18 protein-coding genes and 1 pseudogene are annotated in these 20943 nt (G+C 71.0%); 3 read left to right on the top strand and 16 right to left on the bottom strand.

From position 1 onward, the window contains the following. Positions 1-2: 2 nt before the first annotated feature. The 13 genes and pseudogenes from CT688_RS08900 to rimP all read right to left on the bottom strand — a co-directional run bounded on the left by CT688_RS08900 (position 3) and on the right by rimP (position 14415). Positions 3-2270: a polyribonucleotide nucleotidyltransferase gene (locus CT688_RS08900; protein WP_107756608.1), complete on the bottom strand. Its 2268-nt coding sequence runs from the start codon at positions 2268-2270 to the stop codon at positions 3-5. A 337-nt stretch (positions 2271-2607) separates the two neighbouring features. Continuing rightward, positions 2608-2877 (bottom strand): 30S ribosomal protein S15, encoded by a 270-nt coding sequence (rpsO, locus tag CT688_RS08905; protein WP_017836938.1) that lies wholly within the window; start codon positions 2875-2877, stop codon positions 2608-2610. A gap of 112 nt (positions 2878-2989) precedes the next feature. Then, complete coding sequence (locus CT688_RS08910) at positions 2990-3967, bottom strand: bifunctional riboflavin kinase/FAD synthetase (RefSeq protein WP_107756609.1); 978 nt, start codon at positions 3965-3967, stop codon at positions 2990-2992. A 23-nt stretch (positions 3968-3990) separates the two neighbouring features. Then, complete coding sequence (truB, locus tag CT688_RS08915) at positions 3991-4911, bottom strand: tRNA pseudouridine(55) synthase TruB (RefSeq protein ID WP_370446295.1); 921 nt, start codon at positions 4909-4911, stop codon at positions 3991-3993. Between the two features lies 1 nt (position 4912). Further along, complete coding sequence (locus CT688_RS08920) at positions 4913-5620, bottom strand: 4'-phosphopantetheinyl transferase (RefSeq protein WP_107756610.1); 708 nt, start codon at positions 5618-5620, stop codon at positions 4913-4915. Beyond that, positions 5617-6542: pseudogene (locus CT688_RS08925) on the bottom strand (metallophosphoesterase). The gene CT688_RS08920 and the pseudogene CT688_RS08925 overlap by 4 nt, the downstream one beginning before the upstream one ends. Further along, on the bottom strand, positions 6539-7933 hold the full coding sequence (locus CT688_RS08930) for an MATE family efflux transporter (protein ID WP_231750267.1): 1395 nt from the start codon (positions 7931-7933) through the stop codon (positions 6539-6541). Before CT688_RS08930 ends, CT688_RS08925 begins: the two are co-directional and overlap by 4 nt. Beyond that, complete coding sequence (locus CT688_RS08935; protein WP_107756611.1) at positions 7917-8891, bottom strand: bifunctional oligoribonuclease/PAP phosphatase NrnA; 975 nt, start codon at positions 8889-8891, stop codon at positions 7917-7919. The genes CT688_RS08930 and CT688_RS08935 overlap by 17 nt, the downstream gene beginning before the upstream one ends. Beyond that, positions 8888-9349, bottom strand: coding sequence for a 30S ribosome-binding factor RbfA (gene rbfA, locus CT688_RS08940; RefSeq protein ID WP_107756612.1), 462 nt, complete (start codon positions 9347-9349; stop codon positions 8888-8890). Before rbfA ends, CT688_RS08935 begins: the two co-directional genes overlap by 4 nt. 112 nt (positions 9350-9461) lie before the next feature. Further along, the gene (gene infB / locus CT688_RS08945; RefSeq protein WP_107756613.1) at positions 9462-12278 is read right to left on the bottom strand and encodes a translation initiation factor IF-2; all 2817 of its coding nucleotides are present in this window, start codon (positions 12276-12278) and stop codon (positions 9462-9464) included. A gap of 166 nt (positions 12279-12444) precedes the next feature. Next, positions 12445-12747 carry a YlxR family protein gene (locus tag CT688_RS08950; protein ID WP_107756614.1) on the bottom strand — a complete coding sequence of 101 codons (303 nt, stop codon included), beginning with the start codon at positions 12745-12747 and terminating at the stop codon, positions 12445-12447. Between the two features lie 139 nt (positions 12748-12886). After that, positions 12887-13873, bottom strand: coding sequence for a transcription termination factor NusA (nusA, locus tag CT688_RS08955; protein ID WP_107756615.1), 987 nt, complete (start codon positions 13871-13873; stop codon positions 12887-12889). Beyond that, positions 13870-14415, bottom strand: a complete 546-nt coding sequence (gene rimP / locus CT688_RS08960; RefSeq protein WP_107756616.1) for a ribosome maturation factor RimP — start codon at positions 14413-14415, stop codon at positions 13870-13872. The genes nusA and rimP overlap by 4 nt, the downstream gene beginning before the upstream one ends. Positions 14416-14523: 108 nt before the next feature. Between rimP and CT688_RS08965 the strand changes: the two genes are divergently transcribed. Together CT688_RS08965 and CT688_RS08970 are read left to right on the top strand one after the other, a co-directional pair. Continuing rightward, positions 14524-15006: a hypothetical protein gene (locus CT688_RS08965; protein WP_107756617.1), complete on the top strand. Its 483-nt coding sequence runs from the start codon at positions 14524-14526 to the stop codon at positions 15004-15006. Beyond that, entirely contained in the window at positions 15003-15407 is a 405-nt protein-coding gene (locus CT688_RS08970; RefSeq protein WP_107756618.1) for a DUF4439 domain-containing protein, read from the top strand. The genes CT688_RS08965 and CT688_RS08970 overlap by 4 nt, the downstream gene beginning before the upstream one ends. Before the next feature lie 4 nt (positions 15408-15411). On the opposite strand, the gene CT688_RS08975 is transcribed toward CT688_RS08970, so the two are convergent. Continuing rightward, on the bottom strand, positions 15412-17163 hold the full coding sequence (locus CT688_RS08975; RefSeq protein WP_107758107.1) for a proline--tRNA ligase: 1752 nt from the start codon (positions 17161-17163) through the stop codon (positions 15412-15414). Positions 17164-17221: 58 nt separating this feature from the next. Here CT688_RS08975 and CT688_RS08980 point away from each other — a divergent pair, with 58 nt between their 5' ends. Next, a complete protein-coding gene (locus tag CT688_RS08980; RefSeq protein ID WP_107756619.1) occupies positions 17222-17971 on the top strand; it encodes a YaaA family protein in 750 nt (249 codons plus the stop codon). An 8-nt stretch (positions 17972-17979) separates the two neighbouring features. Here the strand turns inward: CT688_RS08980 and cobA are convergent, their stop codons facing one another. Then, positions 17980-19206 (bottom strand): uroporphyrinogen-III C-methyltransferase, encoded by a 1227-nt coding sequence (cobA, locus tag CT688_RS08985; RefSeq protein ID WP_107756620.1) that lies wholly within the window; start codon positions 19204-19206, stop codon positions 17980-17982. Positions 19207-19337: 131 nt separating this feature from the next. Next, positions 19338-20834 (bottom strand): malate dehydrogenase (quinone), encoded by a 1497-nt coding sequence (gene mqo / locus CT688_RS08990; RefSeq protein WP_107756621.1) that lies wholly within the window; start codon positions 20832-20834, stop codon positions 19338-19340. Positions 20835-20943: the final 109 nt, after the last annotated feature.

A 20943-nucleotide genomic window follows, 5' to 3' on the forward strand; every position in this document is an offset into this window, starting at 1 on the left:
GATCAGTTGTCGTCGCCCTCGGCGTCAGCCGACGCCTCGGACGCGGCGGACTCGTCGCCCACCGGCACGAGGCTGATCTTGCCGCGGTTGTCGATGTCCGCGATCTCGACCTGCATCTTGTCGCCGACGTTCACGACGTCCTCGACCTTGCCGACGCGCTTACCCTGGCCGAGCTTCGAGATGTGCACCAGACCGTCGCGGCCGGGCAGCAGCGACAGGAAGGCGCCGAACGGGGCGGTCTTGACGACCGTTCCGAGGAACCGCTCGCCGACCTTGGGCAGCTGCGGGTTGGCGATGGCGTTGATCTTGTCGATGGCGGCCTGGGCCGACTCCCCGTCGGTGGCCCCGATGTAGACGGTGCCGTCGTCCTCGATCGAGACGGACGCACCGGTCTCCTCGGTGATCGAGTTGATCATCTTGCCCTTGGGGCCGATCACCTCGCCGATCTTGTCGACCGGGACCTTGATCGCGATGATGCGGGGCGCGAACGGGCTCAGCTCGTCGGGCTCGTCGATCGCCTCGGCCATCACGTCGAGGATGGTCAGGCGGGCCTCCCGGGCCTGGGTGAGCGCGCCGGCCAGGACCTCGGACGGGATGCCGTCGAGCTTGGTGTCGAGCTGCAGCGCGGTGACGAACATACCCGTGCCCGCGACCTTGAAGTCCATGTCGCCGAACGCGTCCTCGGCACCGAGGATGTCGGTGAGGGCGACGTAGCGGGTCTCCCCGTCGACCTCGTCGGAGACCAGGCCCATCGCGATCCCCGCCACCGGCGCCCGCAGCGGGACACCGGCGTTGAGCAGGGACAGGGTGGAGGCGCAGACGGAGCCCATCGAGGTGGATCCGTTGGAGCTCAGCGCCTCCGACACCTGGCGGATGGCATACGGGAACTCCTCGACGCTGGGGAGCACCGGCACGAGCGCACGCTCCGCGAGGGCTCCGTGGCCGATCTCGCGACGCTTGGGAGAGCCCACCCGGCCGGTCTCACCGGTGGAGTACGGCGGGAAGTTGTAGTGGTGCATGTAGCGCTTGCTGGTCTCCGGACCGAGCGAGTCGATCTGCTGGGCCATCTTGACCATGTCCAGGGTGGTGACGCCGAGGATCTGTGTCTCACCGCGCTCGAACAGGGCGGAACCGTGGGCCCGCGGGATGACCTCCACCTCGGCGGACAGTGCGCGGATGTCCCTGACACCGCGTCCGTCGATACGGAAGTGGTCGGTGAGGATACGCTTCCGGACGATCTTCTTGGTGAGCGATTTGAACGCGGCACCCAGCTCCCCGACACGCCCGGAGAACCGCTCCTCCAGCGACGCCAGGACCTCGGCCTTGAGCTGATCGGTCGCGCCGTCGCGCTCCTGCTTGTCGGCGATCGACATGATCTCGCCGAGCTTGGCCTCGGCCACCTCGGTGACCGCGGCGAGCGCATCCTCCTGGTACGGCGGGAAGAGGGGGAACTCACGGGCTTCGGCGGGTGCCGCGGTCGCCAGTGCCTGCTGTGCGGCACACAACTCGGAGATGAACGGTTTGGCCGCCTCGAGGCCCTGCGCCACCACGTCCTCGGTGGGCGCCTGTGCGCCTCCCGCGATCTTCTCGATGACGGTCTCGGTGGCCTCGGCCTCAACCATCATGATGGCGACGTCGGCGCTGTCACCGGAGCCCACGACTCGACCGGCGACGACCATGTCGAAGACCGCCTCGGAGAGCTGCTCGACGGTCGGGAAGGCGACCCACTGCCCCTCGGGGCGGGCGGCGGTGGGGATCAGGGCGATCCGCACGCCACCGACCGGTCCCGAGAACGGGAGGCCGGACAGCTGCGTGGAGGCCGATGCGGCGTTGATCGCCACGACGTCGTAGAGGTCCTTGGGGTCCAGGCTCATGACGGTCACGACGACCTGGACCTCGTTGCGGACGCCGTCCGCGAAGGTGGGACGCAGCGGGCGGTCGATGAGGCGGCACGTGAGGATGGCGTCGGTGCTGGGCCGGCCCTCGCGGCGGAAGAACGAACCCGGGATGCGCCCTGCGGCGTACATCCGCTCCTCGACGTCCACCGTCAGGGGGAAGAAGTCGAAATGCTCCTTGGGATGCTTTCCCGCCGTCGTGGCGGACAGCAGCATGGTGTCGTCGTCGAGGTACGCGACGACCGCCCCGGCGGCCTGCTTGGCAAGGCGTCCGGTCTCGAATCGCACCTCTCGGCGACCGAAGTCGCCGTTGTCGATGGTCGCGACGGTCTCGAAGACTCCGTCTTCGACCTCGACGGCCGTGATCTCTGGCATGTGTAGTCCTGTTCTGTCGGTGACTGGGGCCTCACGGCGGAGACGTCTCCGCCGGGCCCGCCGGATCACGCGTCAGGGCGTCCCGGTGGCGATTCCGGTCTTCGATCGAAGCGGTCGGAACCGGTGCCCCCTCCCGGGGCACCCGTCGTTCCGGCAGCCACTACCGAGGACCGTCAATCGGACCTGTCGACACCCGGTACGCGCGCACCGGCCGTGATCAGGCTACCAGTGGCAACTCCCCCGGGTCATCGCTGACACTCCCGGCACCGCCCCCGCACAGCACTGTTCCCCGCCCTCGACGAGGACGGGGAACAGTGGACGTGCGGGCGGTGCCGGCTCAGCGACGCAGGCCGAGGCGCTCGATGAGCGAGCGGTAGCGCGCGATGTCGACCTTCGCGATGTACTTGAGGAGGCGACGACGACGGCCCACCATCAGGAGGAGGCCGCGACGGGAGTGGTGGTCGTGCTGGTGGGTCTTGAGGTGCTCGGTCAGCTGGCTGATCCGCTTGGTGAGCAGCGCGACCTGGGCCTCGGGCGAACCGGTGTCCGTCTCGTGGATGCCGTACTCGGCCAGGACGGCCTTCTTCTCTTCGGTGCTCAACGCCATGGGTGACTCCTGGTTGTTCCAGTCCGCGAAAATGAATGGCCCCGCCGCCGCGGACCGCAGGAGGGCCGGGAGAAGACGTTACCAGCGCTCGGACCCGACACCCCAATCGGCGTCAGCGGCGCGCGGTCCCCACATCGAGGACGACTCTGGTCCTGGCGACGTCGCGGTCCATCGCCACCAGCAGTTCGTCGACCGAGGAGAACTTCTCCATATCGCGGACGTGGTCCACGAAGTCGACGGCGGCCACACGTCCGTAGAGGTCCGCCGACTCGTCGAGCACGAACGCCTCGACACTCCGCGCCGCCTCCCCGAAGGTCGGGTTGGTGCCCACGGAGATCGCGGCGGGGTAGCGCCGGCCGGGGAGGATCGTCCCGTCGACGTCGTGCTCGTCGAGGAGGGTGAACCACCCGGCGTAGACGCCGTCGACGGGCACGGCCGTGTACTCCGGCAGGTCCAGGTTCGCCGTCGGGTACCCCAGGTCGCGTCCCCCGCGTCCGGCCCCGTGCACGACGGTCCCGGACACGCGGTGGGGACGACCGAGGATCGTCGCCGCGCCGGCCACGTCCGACTCCGCGAGCAGTCGACGTACCCGGGAGGAGGAGACCGGTTCCCCACCGAGTTCCAGCAGGTCCATCACGCGAACGTCGATCCCCCGCTCGGAGCACAGCTCACGCAGCGTCTCCGGGGTCCCCGCGGCTCGTCGACCGAAGGAGAAATTGTTCCCCACGGTGACGGAGCGACTCCGCAATCCCCGGACCAGAACGCGGTCGATGAACTCCTCGGGGTCCCACGAGGCCATGCCGGTATCGAAGGGCAGGGCGAAGACCGCGTCGACACCGAGTTCGCCGGCCAGTTCCGCGCGTCGTTCGAGCGGTGTCAGGACCAGGGGATGGGTGCCGGGTCGGATGACCTCGACCGGGTGCGGATCGAACGTCACCAACACCGGGCTCGCGCCCGACTCCCGCCCGGCCGCCACCGCGTGGTCCACCAGGCTCCGGTGCCCCCGGTGGAGTCCGTCGAACACCCCGAGTGCGACGGAGGTCCCGCCGTCGGGGATCACGATCTCGTCGAACGTCCGCCACAGCTGCACGGCGACCACCTTACGCCCGGGCCTCACAGGCCCGCCGGTCGCATGACGACGACCGGAGCGGCGCGATTGCCGGACTCGGAGACCAGGGCGGCGACCCGTCCGTCCGGACCCACGGCCGCGACCACCCCGTCGTCACCCCTGGCCTGCAGCCACCGCCCGTGTCGCAGTCCCTCCGCCTCGTCCGCGTCGATGTCGCGGCGGGGGAAGGCGGTCAACGCGGCGGTGTCGAGGTCCAGGGACAACCGCGGATCCTCCTCGAGTTCTCCGAGTGTGCGGGCGACATCCAGGCCGAACGGTCCCACGCACGTACGGCGCAGCGCGGTGAGATGTCCCCCCACCCCGAGCGCGGCGCCGAGGTCGCGGGCCAGTGCGCGGATGTAGGTGCCGGTGGAGCAGTCGACGACGACGACGAGGTCCACCACCGCTCCGGCAGGGATCCGCTCGACGATCTCGAACCGCGACACCGTGACGGTCCGCGCGTCGAGCCGGACGTCCTCGCCGGCCCGGACCCGGTCGTAGGCCCGTCGGCCGGCCACCTTGATCGCGCTCACCGAGGACGGCACCTGCTCGATCTCGCCGGTGAGTGCCGCGACCGCGGAGTCGATCGCCTCGTCGGTCACCGTCGAGGCGTCGACCCGCGCCGTGGTCTCGCCCTCAGCGTCGTCGGTGGTGGTGGATTCCCCGAGTCGGATCGTGGCCCGATAGGACTTGGTCTCCAGCGCGAGCAGCCCCAGGAGCTTGGTGGCGCGTTCTATTCCCACCACCAGGACGCCGGTGGCCATCGGGTCGAGCGTTCCGGCGTGCCCCACTTTGCGCGTTCCGAAGTACCGGCGCAGGCGCCCGACGACGTCGTGACTGGTCATGCCGGCCGGTTTGTCGACCACGACGAGTCCGGGGGCGGGAGCGGGGCGGGGGTCGGGTCTGCGCGGGGTCACGCCGGACACGCTATCCCCCACCACCCGGCCGGAGCGCGATCGCCGAGGCGATGTGGCCGTCCCACAGCGCCCACCGGCCGTGGAACTCCACCAGGTCGGGTCCCCCGTCGACCGCGCGCGGGTCGACGAGGATCCTCGACCGCAACTCGCCCGAAGCGGACCGGCCGTCGACGTGGGTGGGCGTCAGGGTGATGTGGGCGTCGGCGAATCCCAGCCACCTCCGGGTGAGCGGATACCACGTCTTGTAGGTGGCCTCCTTGGCCGTGAACAGCAGCCGGTCCCAGTGGACCGCCTCCTCCTCCTCCCGCGCCGCGGTCACCCAGGCCGCCTCCTCGGGTAACGCGACTGCCTCGAGGACCCCCCGGGGCAGCGGCCCGTGGGGTTCGACGTCCAGTCCGAGGGAGCGGATCCGGTCCGTCGGCCCCACCGCCGCGGCACGCAGACCCCCGGTGTGGGTCAGTGTGCCCACCACCCCTGTGGGCCACACCGGCATCCCCCTGCCGCCCCGCGTGATCGGGCCGGGGGGCACGCCCAGCCTGCTCATCGCCTCGCGCGCGCAGGCCCGGACCGCGGCGAACTCGATCCGCCGGCTCTCGACGGCCCGGGCGATCTGCTCGGCCTCGACTGGGTACATGGCGGCCAACGCCGCCTCGTCGGTCATGCCGAGCTCGTCGAACTCCACGGCCACCACGTCGTCGGGCAGCAGGTCCCTGATCACCGTTCCTCCTCCAGGTCGGGTCCGGTCTCACCGGGCCGCGCGATCCTCGGCATCCCCTCCTCGCCCCGGATCCACCGCACCTGGGGGTGGGCAGGGCCCGGGAGGATCGGGCGGGCCAGTGGGTCGGGCCGGCCACGGGCCGCCCACTCACGCGGGTATCCCAGTGAGACCTCCTCGAAGCGCACCGAGTCGTGGACGGTGCTGCGCGGGATGTGCAGGTGCCCGTAGACACACGCCGAGGCCCGATAGCGACGGTGCCAGTCCGCGGTCTGTCCGGTGCCGCACCACAGCGCGAAATCCGGATGTCGCAGGACCTCCGTCGGGGCGCGCAGCAGTGGCCAGTGGTTCACCAGCACGGTGGGGTGCGCCGGGTCCAGAGCCGCCAGTCTGGTCGTCGTGGCCACCAGCCGAGCGACACACCAGGCGGCGACATCCGGGTACGGGGCCGGATCGATGAGGAACTCGTCCGACGCCACCACCCGTCGTTCCCGGGCGCCCTGGAGAGCCGATTCGCGCGACTGGCCGGGGAGGCGGGTCCACGAGTAGTCGTAGAGCAGGAACATCGGCACGACCCACGCGGGTCCCCCGGGCCGGTCCACAGCGGGTAGGGGTCCTCGGGGGTGTCGACACCGATCGAACGGCAGGCGGAGACCAGCCTGTCGTATTTCGCGGTGGAGCTGATCCCGTCGTCGTCGGAGCCGATCCACAACTCGTGGTTGCCCGGCACCCAGATCACACGCTCGAACCGGTCCGCGAGAGTGTGAAGTGCGCCGATCACGTGGTCGGTCTTCTCCGCCACGTCTCCGGCCACGATCAACCAGTCCCCCGGGTGGGTCGGCCGGATGTCGTCGAGGACGCCGGCGTTGCCGCGGTGGCCGACGTGCAGGTCGGACACCGCGCGCAGGCTCGGGCCACGGGTCATGCCCTGGTCCCCTCGGACGGCCGACCGGCAGGAGTCCGCGCTCCCAGGACCAGCCAGCGGTCACCGCGGACCCGAGCGGCGACCGCGATGAGTCGCATCGCCACGAACACGCCCATCCCCCACCAGATACCCGCGAGCCCCCAGCCGAAGTGTCTCGTGGCCAGGAGGACGGGCAGGAAGCCGCACAGGGCGGCGATCACGGTGCTGGTGCGGAGGTACGCGGCGTCACCGGCGCCCAGGAGGACGCCGTCGAGCCCGAACACCAGGGCGGCGGGGATCACCACGAGGGCCATGCCGGTCAACGCCACGACGAGTCGGCCGGCGACCTCCGCGTCTCCCGACAGGAGGGTCGACATCGGGTCGCGGAAGAGCACCGTGATAACGGCGAGCCCGACACCGAGCCCCACCGACCACACGACCACCGCGCGGGCCAGGGCGCGGCTCTGGGAGGCCAGGCCGGCGCCCAGCGCCGCACCGACGAGGGACTGTGCCGCGATCGCGACCGAGTCGAGCACGAGGGTGTACAGGGCCCAGAGCTGCTGCGCGAGGTGATGCGCGGCGAGCGAGTCGACGCCCGCGGCCGCGGCGGCGGTGGTGGCCACGGCGAAGGTCACCTGGAAGGACGCGGTACGGATGACCAGGTTGACTCCCAGACGGAGCTGCTCGACGATCACGCTCCACCGAGCACGCAGCGATCCACTGTGCTCGCCCGCCAGGGCGCCGAGGAATCCCCCGGCCATGATCATCTGGCCCGCCAGGTTGGACCACGCACTGCCCACCAGTCCCAGCGCGGGCGCGGGTCCCAGACCGGGCACCAGCACCACGCAGCCGATCGTGGAGACACCTATCCCCACGGCCACCAGGACGAGAGGCGTCCTGACGCGCTGGACTCCCCGCATCCACCCGTGCCCGGCGGACGCGACCAGGATGCACGGGATACCCCACACCGCCACCCTCAGCCAGTCCGCGGCGCCGGCCGCCACCTCGGCGTCGGCCGCGAGCACGCGCGTCAGCGGTCCGAGAAACGTGTGGACGCCCGCCACCACGACCGCACCGACCGACAGCGCGATCCAGGTGGCCTGGACCCCTTCCGCCACCGCGTCCGCACGCCGTCCGGCTCCGTGGAGTCGGGCGGCCCGGGCCGTCGTCCCGTACGAGAGGAAGTTCATCTGGGTGCCGAGCACCAACAACACCAGCGCGCCGACACCCAGCGCGGCGAGGTCCTCGGGACCCTGCCGGCCCACGACGATGCCGTCGACGAGCAGGTAGATCGGTTCGGCCGCCAGCACCGGGAGGACCGGTAGTGCGATCGACCACAGGCGGCGTCCGAGATCCCCCACGCCCATCTCCGGGGCGGTGGGCCGAGGCCCCGGGTCAGACGAGGAGCTCACGGAGCCTCGCCGTGACGCGTGCGGCGTCTCCGCGCACGGTGCACCCGGCCGCAGCGGGGTGCCCTCCCCCGCCGAGCGCCGAGGCGACGGCCGAGACATCGATACTGTCGCCGCGACCGGGACGGGAACGCAGTGATACCGCGCACTCTCCCGGGCGGATCTCCTTGACGAGAACCGCGACCTGCGCCTCCCTCACCCCCTGGAGGTGGGACACGAGCGACTCGACGTCCGCCTCGTCCGCCGACGCCACGACCTCGTGGGGAACCGTCAGCCAGACCACCCCCCGTCCCCCGACCGCGCCGGGGTCCAGGCGAGCCGTGCTCAGCAGTTCCCCCAGCACCCGGAGCCAGGGGAAGGAATGCGCGTCGAGCAGCGCGAATCCCACCGCTCTGGCCTCCGCACCCGCGGCGAGCAGTCGCCGGGCCGTGTCGTGCGACCCCGCGCCACCCCACCGGAAGGACCCGGTGTCGGTGACGAGACCGGCGTAGAGGCTCGTCGCGAGATCGGGGTCGATCGGATAGCGTCCGGCCTCGAGCACATCGAGGACCATGCTCGCGGTGGAGGCCGCTCCGGGGTCCAGGAACAGGTGCGTCCCGAAGCCGGGGTTGGAACGGTGATGGTCCACCACCAGTACCTCGGACGCCGATCGGGCCAGCCGCTCCCAGTCGCCCACCCGGTCCGGGCTGGCGCAGTCCAGGGTCACCACCAGGCCGTCGTGTTCCGGCACCTCGTCGATCGAGACCACACGGTCCGTGCCCGGGATGACCCGGAGCGGATCCGGGACGGCCCCGGGGTCGAACGAGTGGTGGACCACGACGCCGTCCGCACGCAGTGCGCGGGCGAGACCCGCGGAACTGCCGAGGGCGTCGGCGTCGGGGCGGACGTGGCACAGCACGGTCACCTCGCGGTGCCGGGCCAGGACGCTCGCCGCGCCGGCCGCGTCCACCAGGGTGATCACCGGTCGTCGCCCTCCGGTCGCTCCTCCTCGTCGTCTCTCCGGTAGGGGTCCTCGTCCCCGGCGGGACGTGCGCCCTGCGCCACGCGACGGACCTCCTCGTCCTGCGCCCGTGCCCGGGCGAGCAACTCCTCCATCTGTCGCGCGGCGTCCGGCACGGAGTCCAGGACGAACGTCAACTCGGGGGTGAACTTCACCCCGGTCTGCTTGCCGACCATCGTCCGGAGGCGACCCCGCGCCGTGGCCAGCGCGTCCTCCGCGGCCTCGATGTCCGGGTCCTCGTCCAGCGTCTCGCCCCGGACCGTGTAGTAGAGGGTGGCCACCCGCAGATCCGCGGTGATCCGGGAATCCGTGATGGTGACGTACTCCAGACGCGGGTCTTTGATCTCGTGTTCGATCGCCGTTGCGACGATCTCCCCGATCCGCTTGCCGAGCCGTCCGGCCCGTCCCTTTCCGGCCATGGCGATCCTCCTTGACGTGATGCGGCCGCCGGGCGGCCGTTCGATTCCCAGAATGCCGTGGGGGCAGGCCCGCAGACCACGGAACCTGCCCCCAGGGGTGTCGCCGTCGACGTCAGTCGCGCGGCTTCTCGACGAGCTCGTAGGTCTCGATGACGTCGCCGATCTTGATGTCGGAGTACGTCACGGTGAGGCCACACTCGAAGCCCTCCCGGACCTCGGTCACGTCGTCCTTCTCGCGGCGCAGCGAGGACACGCTCATCTCCTCGACGACGACCTTGCCGTCGCGGATGAGGCGGGCCTTGGCGTTGCGGCGGATGATCCCGTCGAGGACCATGCAGCCCGCGATGTTGCCGAGCTTGGAGGAGCGGAACAGCTGGCGGATCTCCGCCTGGCCGAGCTTCTTCTCCTCGTAGATCGGCTTGAGCATGCCCTTGAGCGCGCTCTCGATCTCGTCGATCGCCTGGTAGATGATCGAGTAGTACCGGATGTCGACGCCCTCGCGGTTGGCCAACTCGGTCGACTTGCCCTCCGCGCGGACGTTGAACCCGATGATGACGGCGTCGGATGCGGCAGCCAGGTTGACGTTGGTCTCGGTGACCGCACCGACACCGCGGTCGATGACCCGCAACTGCACCTCGTCGTCGATCTCGATTCCCATGAGGGCCTCTTCGAGGGCCTCGACCGTACCGGAGTTGTCGCCCTTGATGATGAGGTTGAGCTGGCTCGTCTCCTTGAGATGCGAGTCCAGGTCCTCCAGGCTGATCCGGCGGCGGGACCGAGCGGCGAGCGCGTTGCGCTTGCGCGCGTTCCGCTTGTCGGCGATCTGCCGGGCGGTGCGGTCCTCGTCGACCACCATGAGGGTGTCACCCGCTCCACACACGCTGGTCAGACCGATCACCTGGACCGGACGTGAGGGGGTCGCCTCCTCGACGTCCTCCCCGTGCTCGTCGACCATGCGGCGGACCCGCCCGTACGCGTCGCCCGCGACGATCGAGTCACCGACCCTGAGCGTTCCGCGCTGGATGAGCACCGTCGCGACCGGGCCGCGTCCGCGGTCGAGGTGCGCCTCGATGGCCACACCCTGCGCGTCCATGTCCGGGTTGGCGCGCAGGTCGAGGGACGCGTCCGCGGTGAGGACGACGGCCTCGAGCAGCGAATCGATGTTGAGTCCCTGCTTCGCCGAGATGTCGACGAACATCGTGTCGCCGCCGTACTCCTCCGGCACGAGCCCGTACTCGGTCATCTGGCCGCGGATCTTGTCAGGCTGCGCGCCCTCCTTGTCGATCTTGTTGACCGCCACGACGATCGGCACGTCGGCCGCTTGCGCGTGGTTGATCGCCTCGACCGTCTGCGGCATCACACCGTCGTCCGCCGCGACCACGATGATCGCGATGTCCGTCGACTTGGCGCCGCGGGCGCGCATGGCGGTGAACGCCTCGTGACCCGGGGTGTCGATGAAGGTGATCGTCCGGTCGACGTCGTCGACCGGAACGGTGACCTGGTACGCGCCGATGTGCTGGGTGATCCCACCGGCCTCGCCCTCGCCGACCTTCGCCGACCGGATGCTGTCGAGCAACCGGGTCTTGCCGTGGTCGACGTGTCCCATGACGGTGACGACCGCGGGACGGATCTCGAGATCGTCCTCGCCGCCCTCGTCCTCACCGAACGACAGATCGAACGAGTCGAGCAGTTCGCGGTCCTCGTCCTCAGGACTGACGACCTGGACCTTGAAACCCATCTCCTCGCCGAGGAGCTGCAGGGTCTCCGGAGTGACGGACTGCGTGGCGGTGACCATCTCACCCAGATTGAACAACGCCTGGACCAGCTGCGACGGGTTGACATCGATCTTGTCCGCGAAGTCGCTCAGCGACGCACCCTGCGCCAGCCGCAGGACCTGCCCACGACCGTCGGGGAGCCGGACGCCGCCGACCTCGGGGGCCCGCATCGAGTCATATTCCTGACGCTTCTGACGCTTGGACTTGCGGCCCCGGCGCGGAGCGCCACCGGGACGACCGAACGCACCCGCCGCACCACTGCGGCCACGGTTGCCTCCGCCACCGCCGGGGCGACCGCGGAAACCGCCGCCTCCCGCCGCCGGGGCACCGGCACCGCCGCCACCGGGGCGGAAGCCACCGCCACCCGGTCGTCCGCCCGGGCCACCCGGCCTACCGCGACCGGCGGCGGGACGTGCGACCTGCCCGGGCATCTGGCCGGGGCTGGGACGCGGACCGCCCGGGCCCGCCGCGCCCGGACGCTGCGCCGGACGGGGACCGCCCTGACCCGGAGCCGGACGGGGACCGCCCTGACCCGGAGCCGGTCGCTGGCCGCCCGGACGGGGACCACCCTGGCCGGGGGTCGGCCGGGCGCCGCCCTGCGGACGCGGCGCCGGAGTGGTGCCGCTCGAGAAGGGGTTGTTGCCGACGCGCGGGGCCTTGGGCCCCGGCTTCGGCCCGGCCGGACGCGGCCCGGGTGCCGGACGCGAGGCAGCCGGCGCCTCGGGGGCACTCGGTGCCGGGCGCTCGGGCGCGGGTCCGGGCACCGGGGCCGCAGGCCTGGCACCGGGGGTGGGCCGGTCCGCCGCGGGCGTGGGAGCCGGGGCGGCGGGCCTGGCACCGGGGGTGGGCCGGTCCGCTGCGGGTTTGGGAGCGGCCTTGCGGGGATCCGCACCCGGACGGGGACCCGGCGAGGGCTTGGAGGTCCCGCCGGGCTTGGGTGCCGTCGACCCACCCGTGCCGGGCGTCGAGGCCGCGGCGTCGGATCCACCGCCCGCCGGTGCGTGCGACTCGCGGAGGCGACGGACGACCGGCGCCTCGAGGGTCGAGGACGCGGATTTGACGAACTCCCCCTGATCGCGGAGTTTCGTCAGAAGTTCTTTACTGGTGATACCGAACTCTTTTGCCAGTTCGTGTACACGGGGCTTGCCTGCCACTGCTCTCCTCACTGCGAGGTCTCCACGGCAGGGCTGGCCGCGCGACCTCGGTCTACATTCGATGGACGTTCATCGCTGGAGCTTCACGGTGTGCTCATCGTGTCTGGTCCGTTCCTTCTCATGTGCTCCCCCGATCGGCCCATGCGGCCGACGGGTGGTCTCGTGCTCACGACGATAGCGTCTCGAGCACCTCCGAGATCGCGTCGTGGGACACGTTCCCGGTGACCCGCAGTGACCTCGTGAAGGCCTTGCGGTCGAGTGCTGTCGCGATGCACCGCTGGTCACGGTGCACCCAGGCTCCCCGTCCGACCGCTCGCCGGGCGGGGTCCGGCGAGAGGGCTGCCGCCCGTGGATCGAGGACGATCCGCAGGAGCCGGGAATCTGAATCCCGGCGGCGACAGCCGACGCAGGTCCGAACCGGACCCCGCACCTCGGCCGCGCCCTGCTGCTGGTCGTGTCGCACCTGCATGAGGCCGCCTCGGTTTCTCACCGCACCCCCACGCGAGTGGGTGAACGTGAAGTCACTGTGACATCAGATGAGTCTACAGGTCGTCGACCCTCGAGACTAACGGCGCGCCCGACCGCGTGGACCGCGCACGCGCCGGAGGTCACTCCGCGTCGCTGTGGATGTCGATCCGCCACTGTGTCAGGCGATGGGCCAGGCGGGCGTTCTGCCCCTCCTTGCCGATCGCGAGTGAGAGCTGATAATCGGGGACCACGACCCGCGCCGCCCTGGTCTCGGCGTCCGCCACGGTCACGGAGATCACCTTGGCAGGCGACAGCGCGTTGCCGACGAAGACCGTCGGGTCCTCGTCGAAGTCCACGATGTCGATCTTCTCGCCGTTCAGTTCCGACATCACCGCCCGTACGCGGGCGCCGTTGGGCCCGATGCACGCGCCCTTGGCGTTGAGGCCCGACACGGTGGTCTCCACCGCGATCTTGGTCCGGTGGCCGGCCTCGCGCGCGATCGCCGAGATCCGGACCGAACCGTCGCCGATCTCGGGGACCTCCAGGGCGAACAGGCCACGGACGAGGTCGGGGTGGGTACGGGACAGCGAGACCGAGGCACCGTGCGGACCCTTGTGGACCCCCACCACGTGGCACTTGATGCGCGCACCGTGCTCGTAGGTCTCGCCGGGGACCTGTTCGGCCGGAGCGATGGTGCCCTCGGTCCCTCCGTTCTCGGGTCCGATGTGCACGACGACGATCCCTCGGGCGTTCGCGCGTGAGTCCGACTGGATGACCCCGCTGACCACCTCGCCCTCGCGGGCCACGAGGTCGCCGTAGATCCGCTCGGTCTCCGCTTCCCGCAGGCGTTGGAGGATGATCTGCCGGGCCGTCGCCGCCGCCACCCGGCCGAAATCGGAGGGCGTGGCGTCGAACTCGCCGATCCGGTTCCCCTCCTCGTCGACCTCGGCGGCCATCACGGTGACGGTCCCGGCCTTCCGGTCGAGTTGGATCCTCGCGACTCGGTGCGCATCCTCGGTGCGCTTGTACGCGGTGAGCAGGGCGTTCTCGAGGGTCCGCACCAGGTCGTCCAACGGGATCTCCCGCTCCTGGGACAACATGTTCAGCGCCGCCATGTCGATGTTCAACTGTCTTCTCCTTCTCGCCCGCCACGTCCGGGGTTCGCGGGCTCCGACAGGAGGGCGAGTTCGTCCTCCGGAGCGGGACGGAACTCGACCCGGATCACAGCGCGTGCCACGCCGTCCAACGGTACCGAGTCCACACGCATCCCACGACCCGACCTCGAGACCAGCCGTACGGTCCCGTTCTCCTCGTCGAGGTCACCGATCCGCCCACGGGCCGGACCGCCGACCCCCTCGACGTAGGTCAGGTCGACCTGGCGTCCGCGAGCCCGTCTCCAGTGCCGGGGAGCCTCCAGAGGGGCGTCCACGCCGCGGCTCGTCACCTCGAACGTCACCGCCTGGTCGGGTGCCCCCCACTGCTCGGCGACGGCATCGAGATCGGTCGACAGGCTCGCGAGATCGTCCAGGGTCACACCGGAGTCGCCGTCCACGACGACGGTGACGTGCCAGTCGGCCGCCCGGGAGTCCTCCCGGATCTCCTCGAGTTCGAGTCCGCGGTCGACGACCGCTCTGCGGATGTGCGCCCTGTCGGGCTCGGGGACGATCACTGTGCTCCTGGCGTCGCGGCTGGTGGGTGCCGATCCGGGTTGCGGACGGGCCGGATCACTGTACCGCCCCCGGGACCGGCTACCGACGGGCCCTGGCAGGATGTCGGGGTGCCCGATTCCTTCACCGCCCCCGTGTCGCGCCGACGGTTCGTCGCCGTGACCGCGGTCGCCACCGGGTTGGCGCTCGCCGGAGGGTGCGCCCTGCCCCCGGTCGACGACGAACCGGATCCCCTGCTGGCACTGGCCGCGGCCGCCGCCCGGGACGCCCGGGAGCTCGCCGCGGCGGACGCCTCCCACGGTGACGACGCCCCCCGGCTCCGCGGGATCGCCGATGCCCGCCGCATTCATGCCGAGCGGCTCTCTGCCGAGATCGGGGCCTCCGAGGCGGAGCCCACCGACACGGCGGACGCACCCGGCCCCGGGGACGGGGTCCCCGCGGTCTGTCCCCCCATCGGGGAGGTCCGGGAGCGTCTACGCGAGGACGCGCGTCGTGCCCGCGAGGTCGCCGTGGACTCGCGCGGATACCGATCCGAACTCGCGGCCTCGGTCTCCGCCGCCTGCACGACCGCGGTCGAGGTGGTGCTGGCATGACGACTCCAGCCGGCCTGGCGGCCGAGGACGCCGCCGTCTACGGTTACGGCCTCGTCCTGGCCGCTGCCGACAGCTCTATCCGCGCCGCGGTCCTGCGTGAACTCGCCGCCCACCGCGCCCGGCGGGACGCTGCGGAGGAACTCTGGCCCGGGGCCCCCGCCGCCCCGGTCGGCTATCTGACGACCCCCGACACCCCGACCTCGCCAGTGCTCCTCGCCATCCGTCTCGAGTCCGATTGCTGCGTGGCGTGGCGGACGGAGATCGGCACCGCGCGGTCGCCGGAGGTCCGGAGGTTCTGTCTCGACTCCCTCACGGCCGCGTCGATCCAGCTCCAGCGGTGGCGGACGCTGGTCCCGGGCGCCCCGTTCGAGGCGCTACCCGGCTTCCCTCCCCAGGCCTGACCGGCTAGCGCCCGGCCCCGATCGTGCGGACGATCTCCTCGGCGGCGCCGTCCACCGGGACCTGGGTGATCTCGCCCGTCGCGCGTTCCCGGAGCTCGACGGTCCCCTCCGACCAGCCACGGCCCACCACGACCACCCACGGGACACCGATCAGCTCGGCGTCCTTGAACTTCACTCCCGGCGAGGCCTTGCGGTCGTCGAGGATCACCTCGAGGCGGGCCCGGTCGAACGCCTCCACGAGCGTCGCGGCCCCGCTGATCGCCGCCTCGTCCTTGTTGGCGATCACCACGTGGACGTCTGCCGGCGCGGCGGCCTGCGGCCACACCAGACCCTTCTCGTCCGCGTACTGCTCGGCCAGCACGGCCACCAGCCGGGACACCCCGATGCCGTAGGAGCCCATCGTCACCCGAGCGGGCTTGCCGTTCTCCCCGAGGACGTCGAATCCGAAGGCGTCGGTGTACTTGCGACCGAGCTGGAAGATGTGGCCGATCTCGATCCCCCGTTCGAGGGTGAGCGTGCCGTGGCCGTCGGGGGCCTCGTCACCCTCCCTGACCTCCGCGGCCTCGATCGTTCCGTCGGGGGTGAAGTCGCGGCCGCAGACCAGGTCCACGACGTGCCTGCCGGGCTCGTCCGCCCCGGTGATCCACGCGGTCCCCTCGACCACCCTGGGGTCCACCAGGTACCGGACCTCGTGGGCGGCCAGGGCCCCGGGACCGATGTACCCCTTGACGAGGAACGGGTTGGCGGTGAAGTCGGCGTCGTCGAGCACCGCGACCTCGGCGGGCTCGAGGACCGCCTCGAGGCGCTTCATGTCGACCTCGCGGTCCCCGGGCAGGCCCACGCCCAGCAGTTCCCAGTCCCCGCCCGGGGCACGGACCTTGAGCATCACGTTCTTGAGGGTGTCCGCCGCGGTCACCTCGCGGCCGAGTCCCGCTCCGTTGGCCCAGTCGACCAGCGTCGCGATGGTCGGCGTCCCGGGGGTGTCGTGGACGACGGCGGCAGGCAGTCCCTCGAGCGGGCGGGAGGGCGGAACCGGGGTCACGACCGCCTCGACGTTGGCCGCGTAACGCCCGTCGGTCGACCTGACGAAGGTGTCCTCACCCGCCGGGGAGATCGCGAGGAACTCCTCGGACGCCGAACCGCCCATCGCCCCCGAGGTGGCGGCGCAGATCACGTACTCGATTCCCAGGCGGTCGAAGATGCGCTGGTAGGCCTCCCGGTGCACCTGGTACGAGCGCTCGAGACCGGCGTCGTCCAGGTCGAAGGAGTACGAGTCCTTCATGGTGAACTCACGCCCCCGGAGGATTCCCGCGCGGGGTCGCTCCTCGTCCCGGTACTTGGACTGGATCTGGTACAGGGTGACGGGCAGGTCCTTGTACGAGGAGTACTCACCCTGGACCGTGAGCGTGAACAACTCCTCGTGGGTGGGGCCGAGAAGCATGTCGTTGCCCTTGCGGTCCTTGAGACGGAACAGCGCCGGCCCGTACTCGGTCCACCGCCCCGTCGTCTCGTAGGGCTCGCGGGGCAGGAGCGCGGGCAGGCTGATCTCCTGGGCGCCGGAGGCGTCCATCTCCTCTCGCACGACCTGCTCGATCCGCCGGAGGGTGCGCAGACCGAGGGGCAGCCAGGAGTACACGCCGGGCGCGACGCGCCGGATGTAGCCGGCACGGACCAGCAGCTTGTGGCTCAGGACCTCGGCATCGGCCGGGTCGTCGCGGAGCGTGCGCAGGAACAGGTGGGACAGACGCGTGATCACGGTGGTCAAGCCTAGCCGCCCGGGGACCCGCCTCCGGCGCGACGGTAGCCTCGGCCGCGTGCGCATCCTCCTCTCGCCCTCCGAGACCAAGTCCGTCGGCGGGTCGGGCGCCCCCCTGGACCTGGCGTCGCTGTCGCTCCCCGCGCTCACCGACACCCGGCGATCGGTGGCCGGAGCCCTGGTCGCGATGTGCGCCGACGATCCGGACGGCGCACGAACCGCCCTCGGCCTGGGCGACTCGCTCGCCGCCGAGGTGACCCACGACGCGCACCTGTGGTCCTCACCCACCGCGCCCGCGCTCAGCCGGTACACCGGGGTGCTCTACGACGCGCTGGACCAGTCCTCCTTCACCCGCGCCACCCGGTCGCGCGCCGAATCGCGGCTGTGGATCGGGTCGGCGCTGTTCGGACTGCTCGCCGCCGCCGACCCCATCCCCCACTACCGACTCTCGGCGGGGACCCGACTACCCGGACTCGGCACGCTCCGCTCCGTGTGGAAGCCCGCACTCACCGCCGCCACCTCGCAGTGGGCGGACGACCTCGTGATCGATCTCCGGTCAGGGGGTTACCGGCAGTTGGGACCGGTTCCGGGCGCCGTCACGGTCGACGTCGTCACCCAGTACCCGGACGGCACCCGCAAGGTGGTCTCCCACTTCTCCAAGCACCACAAGGGGCTCCTCGCCAGATCGCTCGCGACCTCACGCGCGGAGATGACGGACATCCCGGCGCTGCTGCGGGTGGCCAGGCGGGCCGGACACACGCTCGAGCACGACTCGGCCACCACCCTGACGATGGTGACCCGCCCCTGAGAGCCGCCTCAGGCCCGGGTCAGCACCTGCGGGAGCCCGGCGACCGCACCGACCACCACGATCGCCGGTGGCCGTACGTCATGGCCGGACAGGGTGTCCGCCATGGTCCCGAGGGTGCACCGGTGCGCCAACTGGCCGTCCAGGCTCCCGTCCACGATGATCGCGGCGGGTGTGTCCGCCGACCGCCCACCGGTCATGAGCGACTCCGCGATGGCCGGGGAGTTCTTGACCCCCATGAGGATGACCAGCGTCCCCCGCATCCGTGCCAGGGCCTCCCAGTCGATCAGAGAGCCCGGGTGGCCCGGCGGCAGATGACCCGAGACGATGGTGACCTCATGGGTCATGCCGCGGTTGCTCACGGGGATCCCTGCCAGGGCGGGGACGCTAAGCGCGCTCGACACCCCGGGGACGACACTGCAGGGGATCCCGGCCTCCGCGCAGGCCTGTGCCTCCTCGTATCCCCGCCCGTAGAGGAACGGGTCACCGCCCTTGAGCCGGACGACGAACTTGCCCTCCCGCGCCCGGTCCACGAGTACCTGGTTGATGGCGTCCTGGGCCATGGACCTGCCGTACGGGATCTTCGCCGCGTCGACGATCTCCACGGTCGGACGCAGCTCCCCCAGCGGACGCTGGGGCGCGAGCCGGTCGGCCACCACGACGTCGGCGCGCGAGAGCAGATTCCTGCCCCGCAGCGTCATGAGGTCGTCCGCTCCCGGGCCACCGCCGACCAGCGCGACGGTGCCCCGCAGCTCCTCCTCGGCGTCCGGTGCTCCGGCGCTCGCGCCGTCCAGTGCGCGGGCCACGAGGTCGCGGGCCTCTGCGGTACGTGCCCGGTCGCCGGTGAGCACCGCGACCAGCATCTCGTCGCGGCGGACGACCGCAGGCGTCACCGCGGTGCCGGAGTGGACGGCGTCCGCCCGCACGCAGAAGGTGCGGTCCTGCTCCGCCTCCGCCGCGACTCTCGCGTTGACCAGCGAGTCCTTGGTGGCCGCCACCACGTACCAGGCGCCGTCGAGGTCGCCCGAGCGGAACTCGCGGGCCTCCCAGCGGATCCGCCCGGAGTCGACCAGCCCCTGCAGCGTGGGTGTGATCTCAGGACTCACCAGGTGGACGACGGCACCGGAGTCCAGGAGCACGGGAATCCGCCGCTGGGCCACCGATCCACCGCCGATCACCACGACCCGGCGGCCTTCGAGGTCCAGGCCGACAGGGTACGGGTTCACGGGCCGGATCATGCCGCCGATCCTATCCGCCACCGGTGGCCGGGACCGCCCCGCCCCCGGGGCCCCGAACAGGCCATCCCCCGGCCGCGGTGACGCGGCGACCGGGGGATGGCGGGGTCGTTCGTGGCGGGTCCGGCCCGCGCTCAGACCTTCTGGTCGAGCTTGAGTGTGCGGGTCGACCGCTCGAACTGCTCGGCGAACAGACCCGGTTCGGCGGCCAGGTCGCGCCCGAGGGACGGGATCATCTCCTCGAGCGCGGGCTTCCAGTCGGCGAACCGGCTCGGGAAACAGCGGCGGAGCACATCGACCATCGCGTCGACCGCGGTCGAGGCACCGGGGGAAGCACCCAGCAGACCGGCGATCGACCCGTCGGCCGCGTTGACCACCGCGGTCCCGAACTCGAGCGTGCCACCGCGACCGTTGGGCTTGATCACCTGGACGCGTTGCCCGGCGACGACCTTCTCCCACTCCCCGTCCTGCGCGGACGGCACGAAATCGCGGAGTGCGTCGACACGCGCGCCGTGGTTCTTGGCCAGCTCGGTGATGAGGTACTTGACCAGGCCCATCTCGGTGAGGCCGATGTTGGCCATGGGCAACAGGTTCCCCGGCCGGACGCTCGAGGGCAGGTCCAGGAAACTGCCCATCTTGAGGAACTTCGGGGTCCATCCGGCGAACGGGCCGAAGAGCAGCCCCTTCTTGCCGTCGATGACACGGGTGTCGAGGTGCGGCACCGACATCGGTGGCGCACCGACCGACGCCTGGCTGTAGACCTTGGCCTGGTGCTGGTCGATGAGGTCGGGATTGGTGCAGCGGAGCCACTGGCCTCCGACGGGGAACCCGCCGATGCCCTTGATCTCCGGGATACCCGACTTCTGCAGGAGGTGCAGGGCCCCGCCGCCCGCTCCCACGAAGACGAACTTCGCGTCCACCGTGCGCTCGTCCCCGGTGTGGCGGTTGGCAACGGTCAGCCGCCAGGTCCCGTCGGTGTTGCGCTCGAGGTCCTTGACCTGGTTCTGGTAGTGGACCTCGGTGCCGGTCCTGGTCAGGTACTTCACGAACTGACGGGTGAGAGCACCGAAGTTCACATCGGTGCCGTTGTCGAAGTAGCTGAGGGCGAAGGGCTGCTCCGGGGAGCGGCCCCGGGCCATGAGGGGAACACGACGCTCGAGCTCCCCGAAGTCGGTGGTGTGGCCCATCCCGGGGAACAGGGGGTGACCCGCGAGCCTGTCGTACCGCTTCTGCAGGTACGCCTGGCCGGCCTCGCCGGAGACGAAACTCATGTGCGGGACCGGGCGGATCCACTCCGTCGGGTCACCGAGGATCGTGTTCTCCACGGCATAGGACCAGAACTGCCGGGAGACCTGGAACTTCTCGTTGACGCTCACGGCCTTGGTGATGTCCACGTCGCCGTCGGCGGTCTTGGGCGAGTAGTTGAGTTCGCAGAGCGCGGAGTGGCCGGTCCCGGCGTTGTTCCACGCATCGGACGACTCCAGCGCGGGGCCCTCGAGGCGCTCGAAGATCTCGATCTGCCAGTCGGGCTGGAGGCGACGCAGGAGAGCACCGAGCGTCGCGCTCATGGTGCCCGCGCCGATGAGCGCCACATCAGTCGTTCCGTGCTTTGCCACCTGGTCTGAAGTCACCGGCTACCCTCGCTATTTGGTCGTGGACCCGAATCGGACACGTCACGGGCCCGTCCTGGGACCCCGCGTCCACCGGGTCCCAAGACTACTCACCGGACCTCCCCCTCGG

The organism is Dietzia sp. JS16-p6b, assembly GCF_003052165.1.
Lineage (GTDB): Bacteria > Actinomycetota > Actinomycetes > Mycobacteriales > Mycobacteriaceae > Dietzia.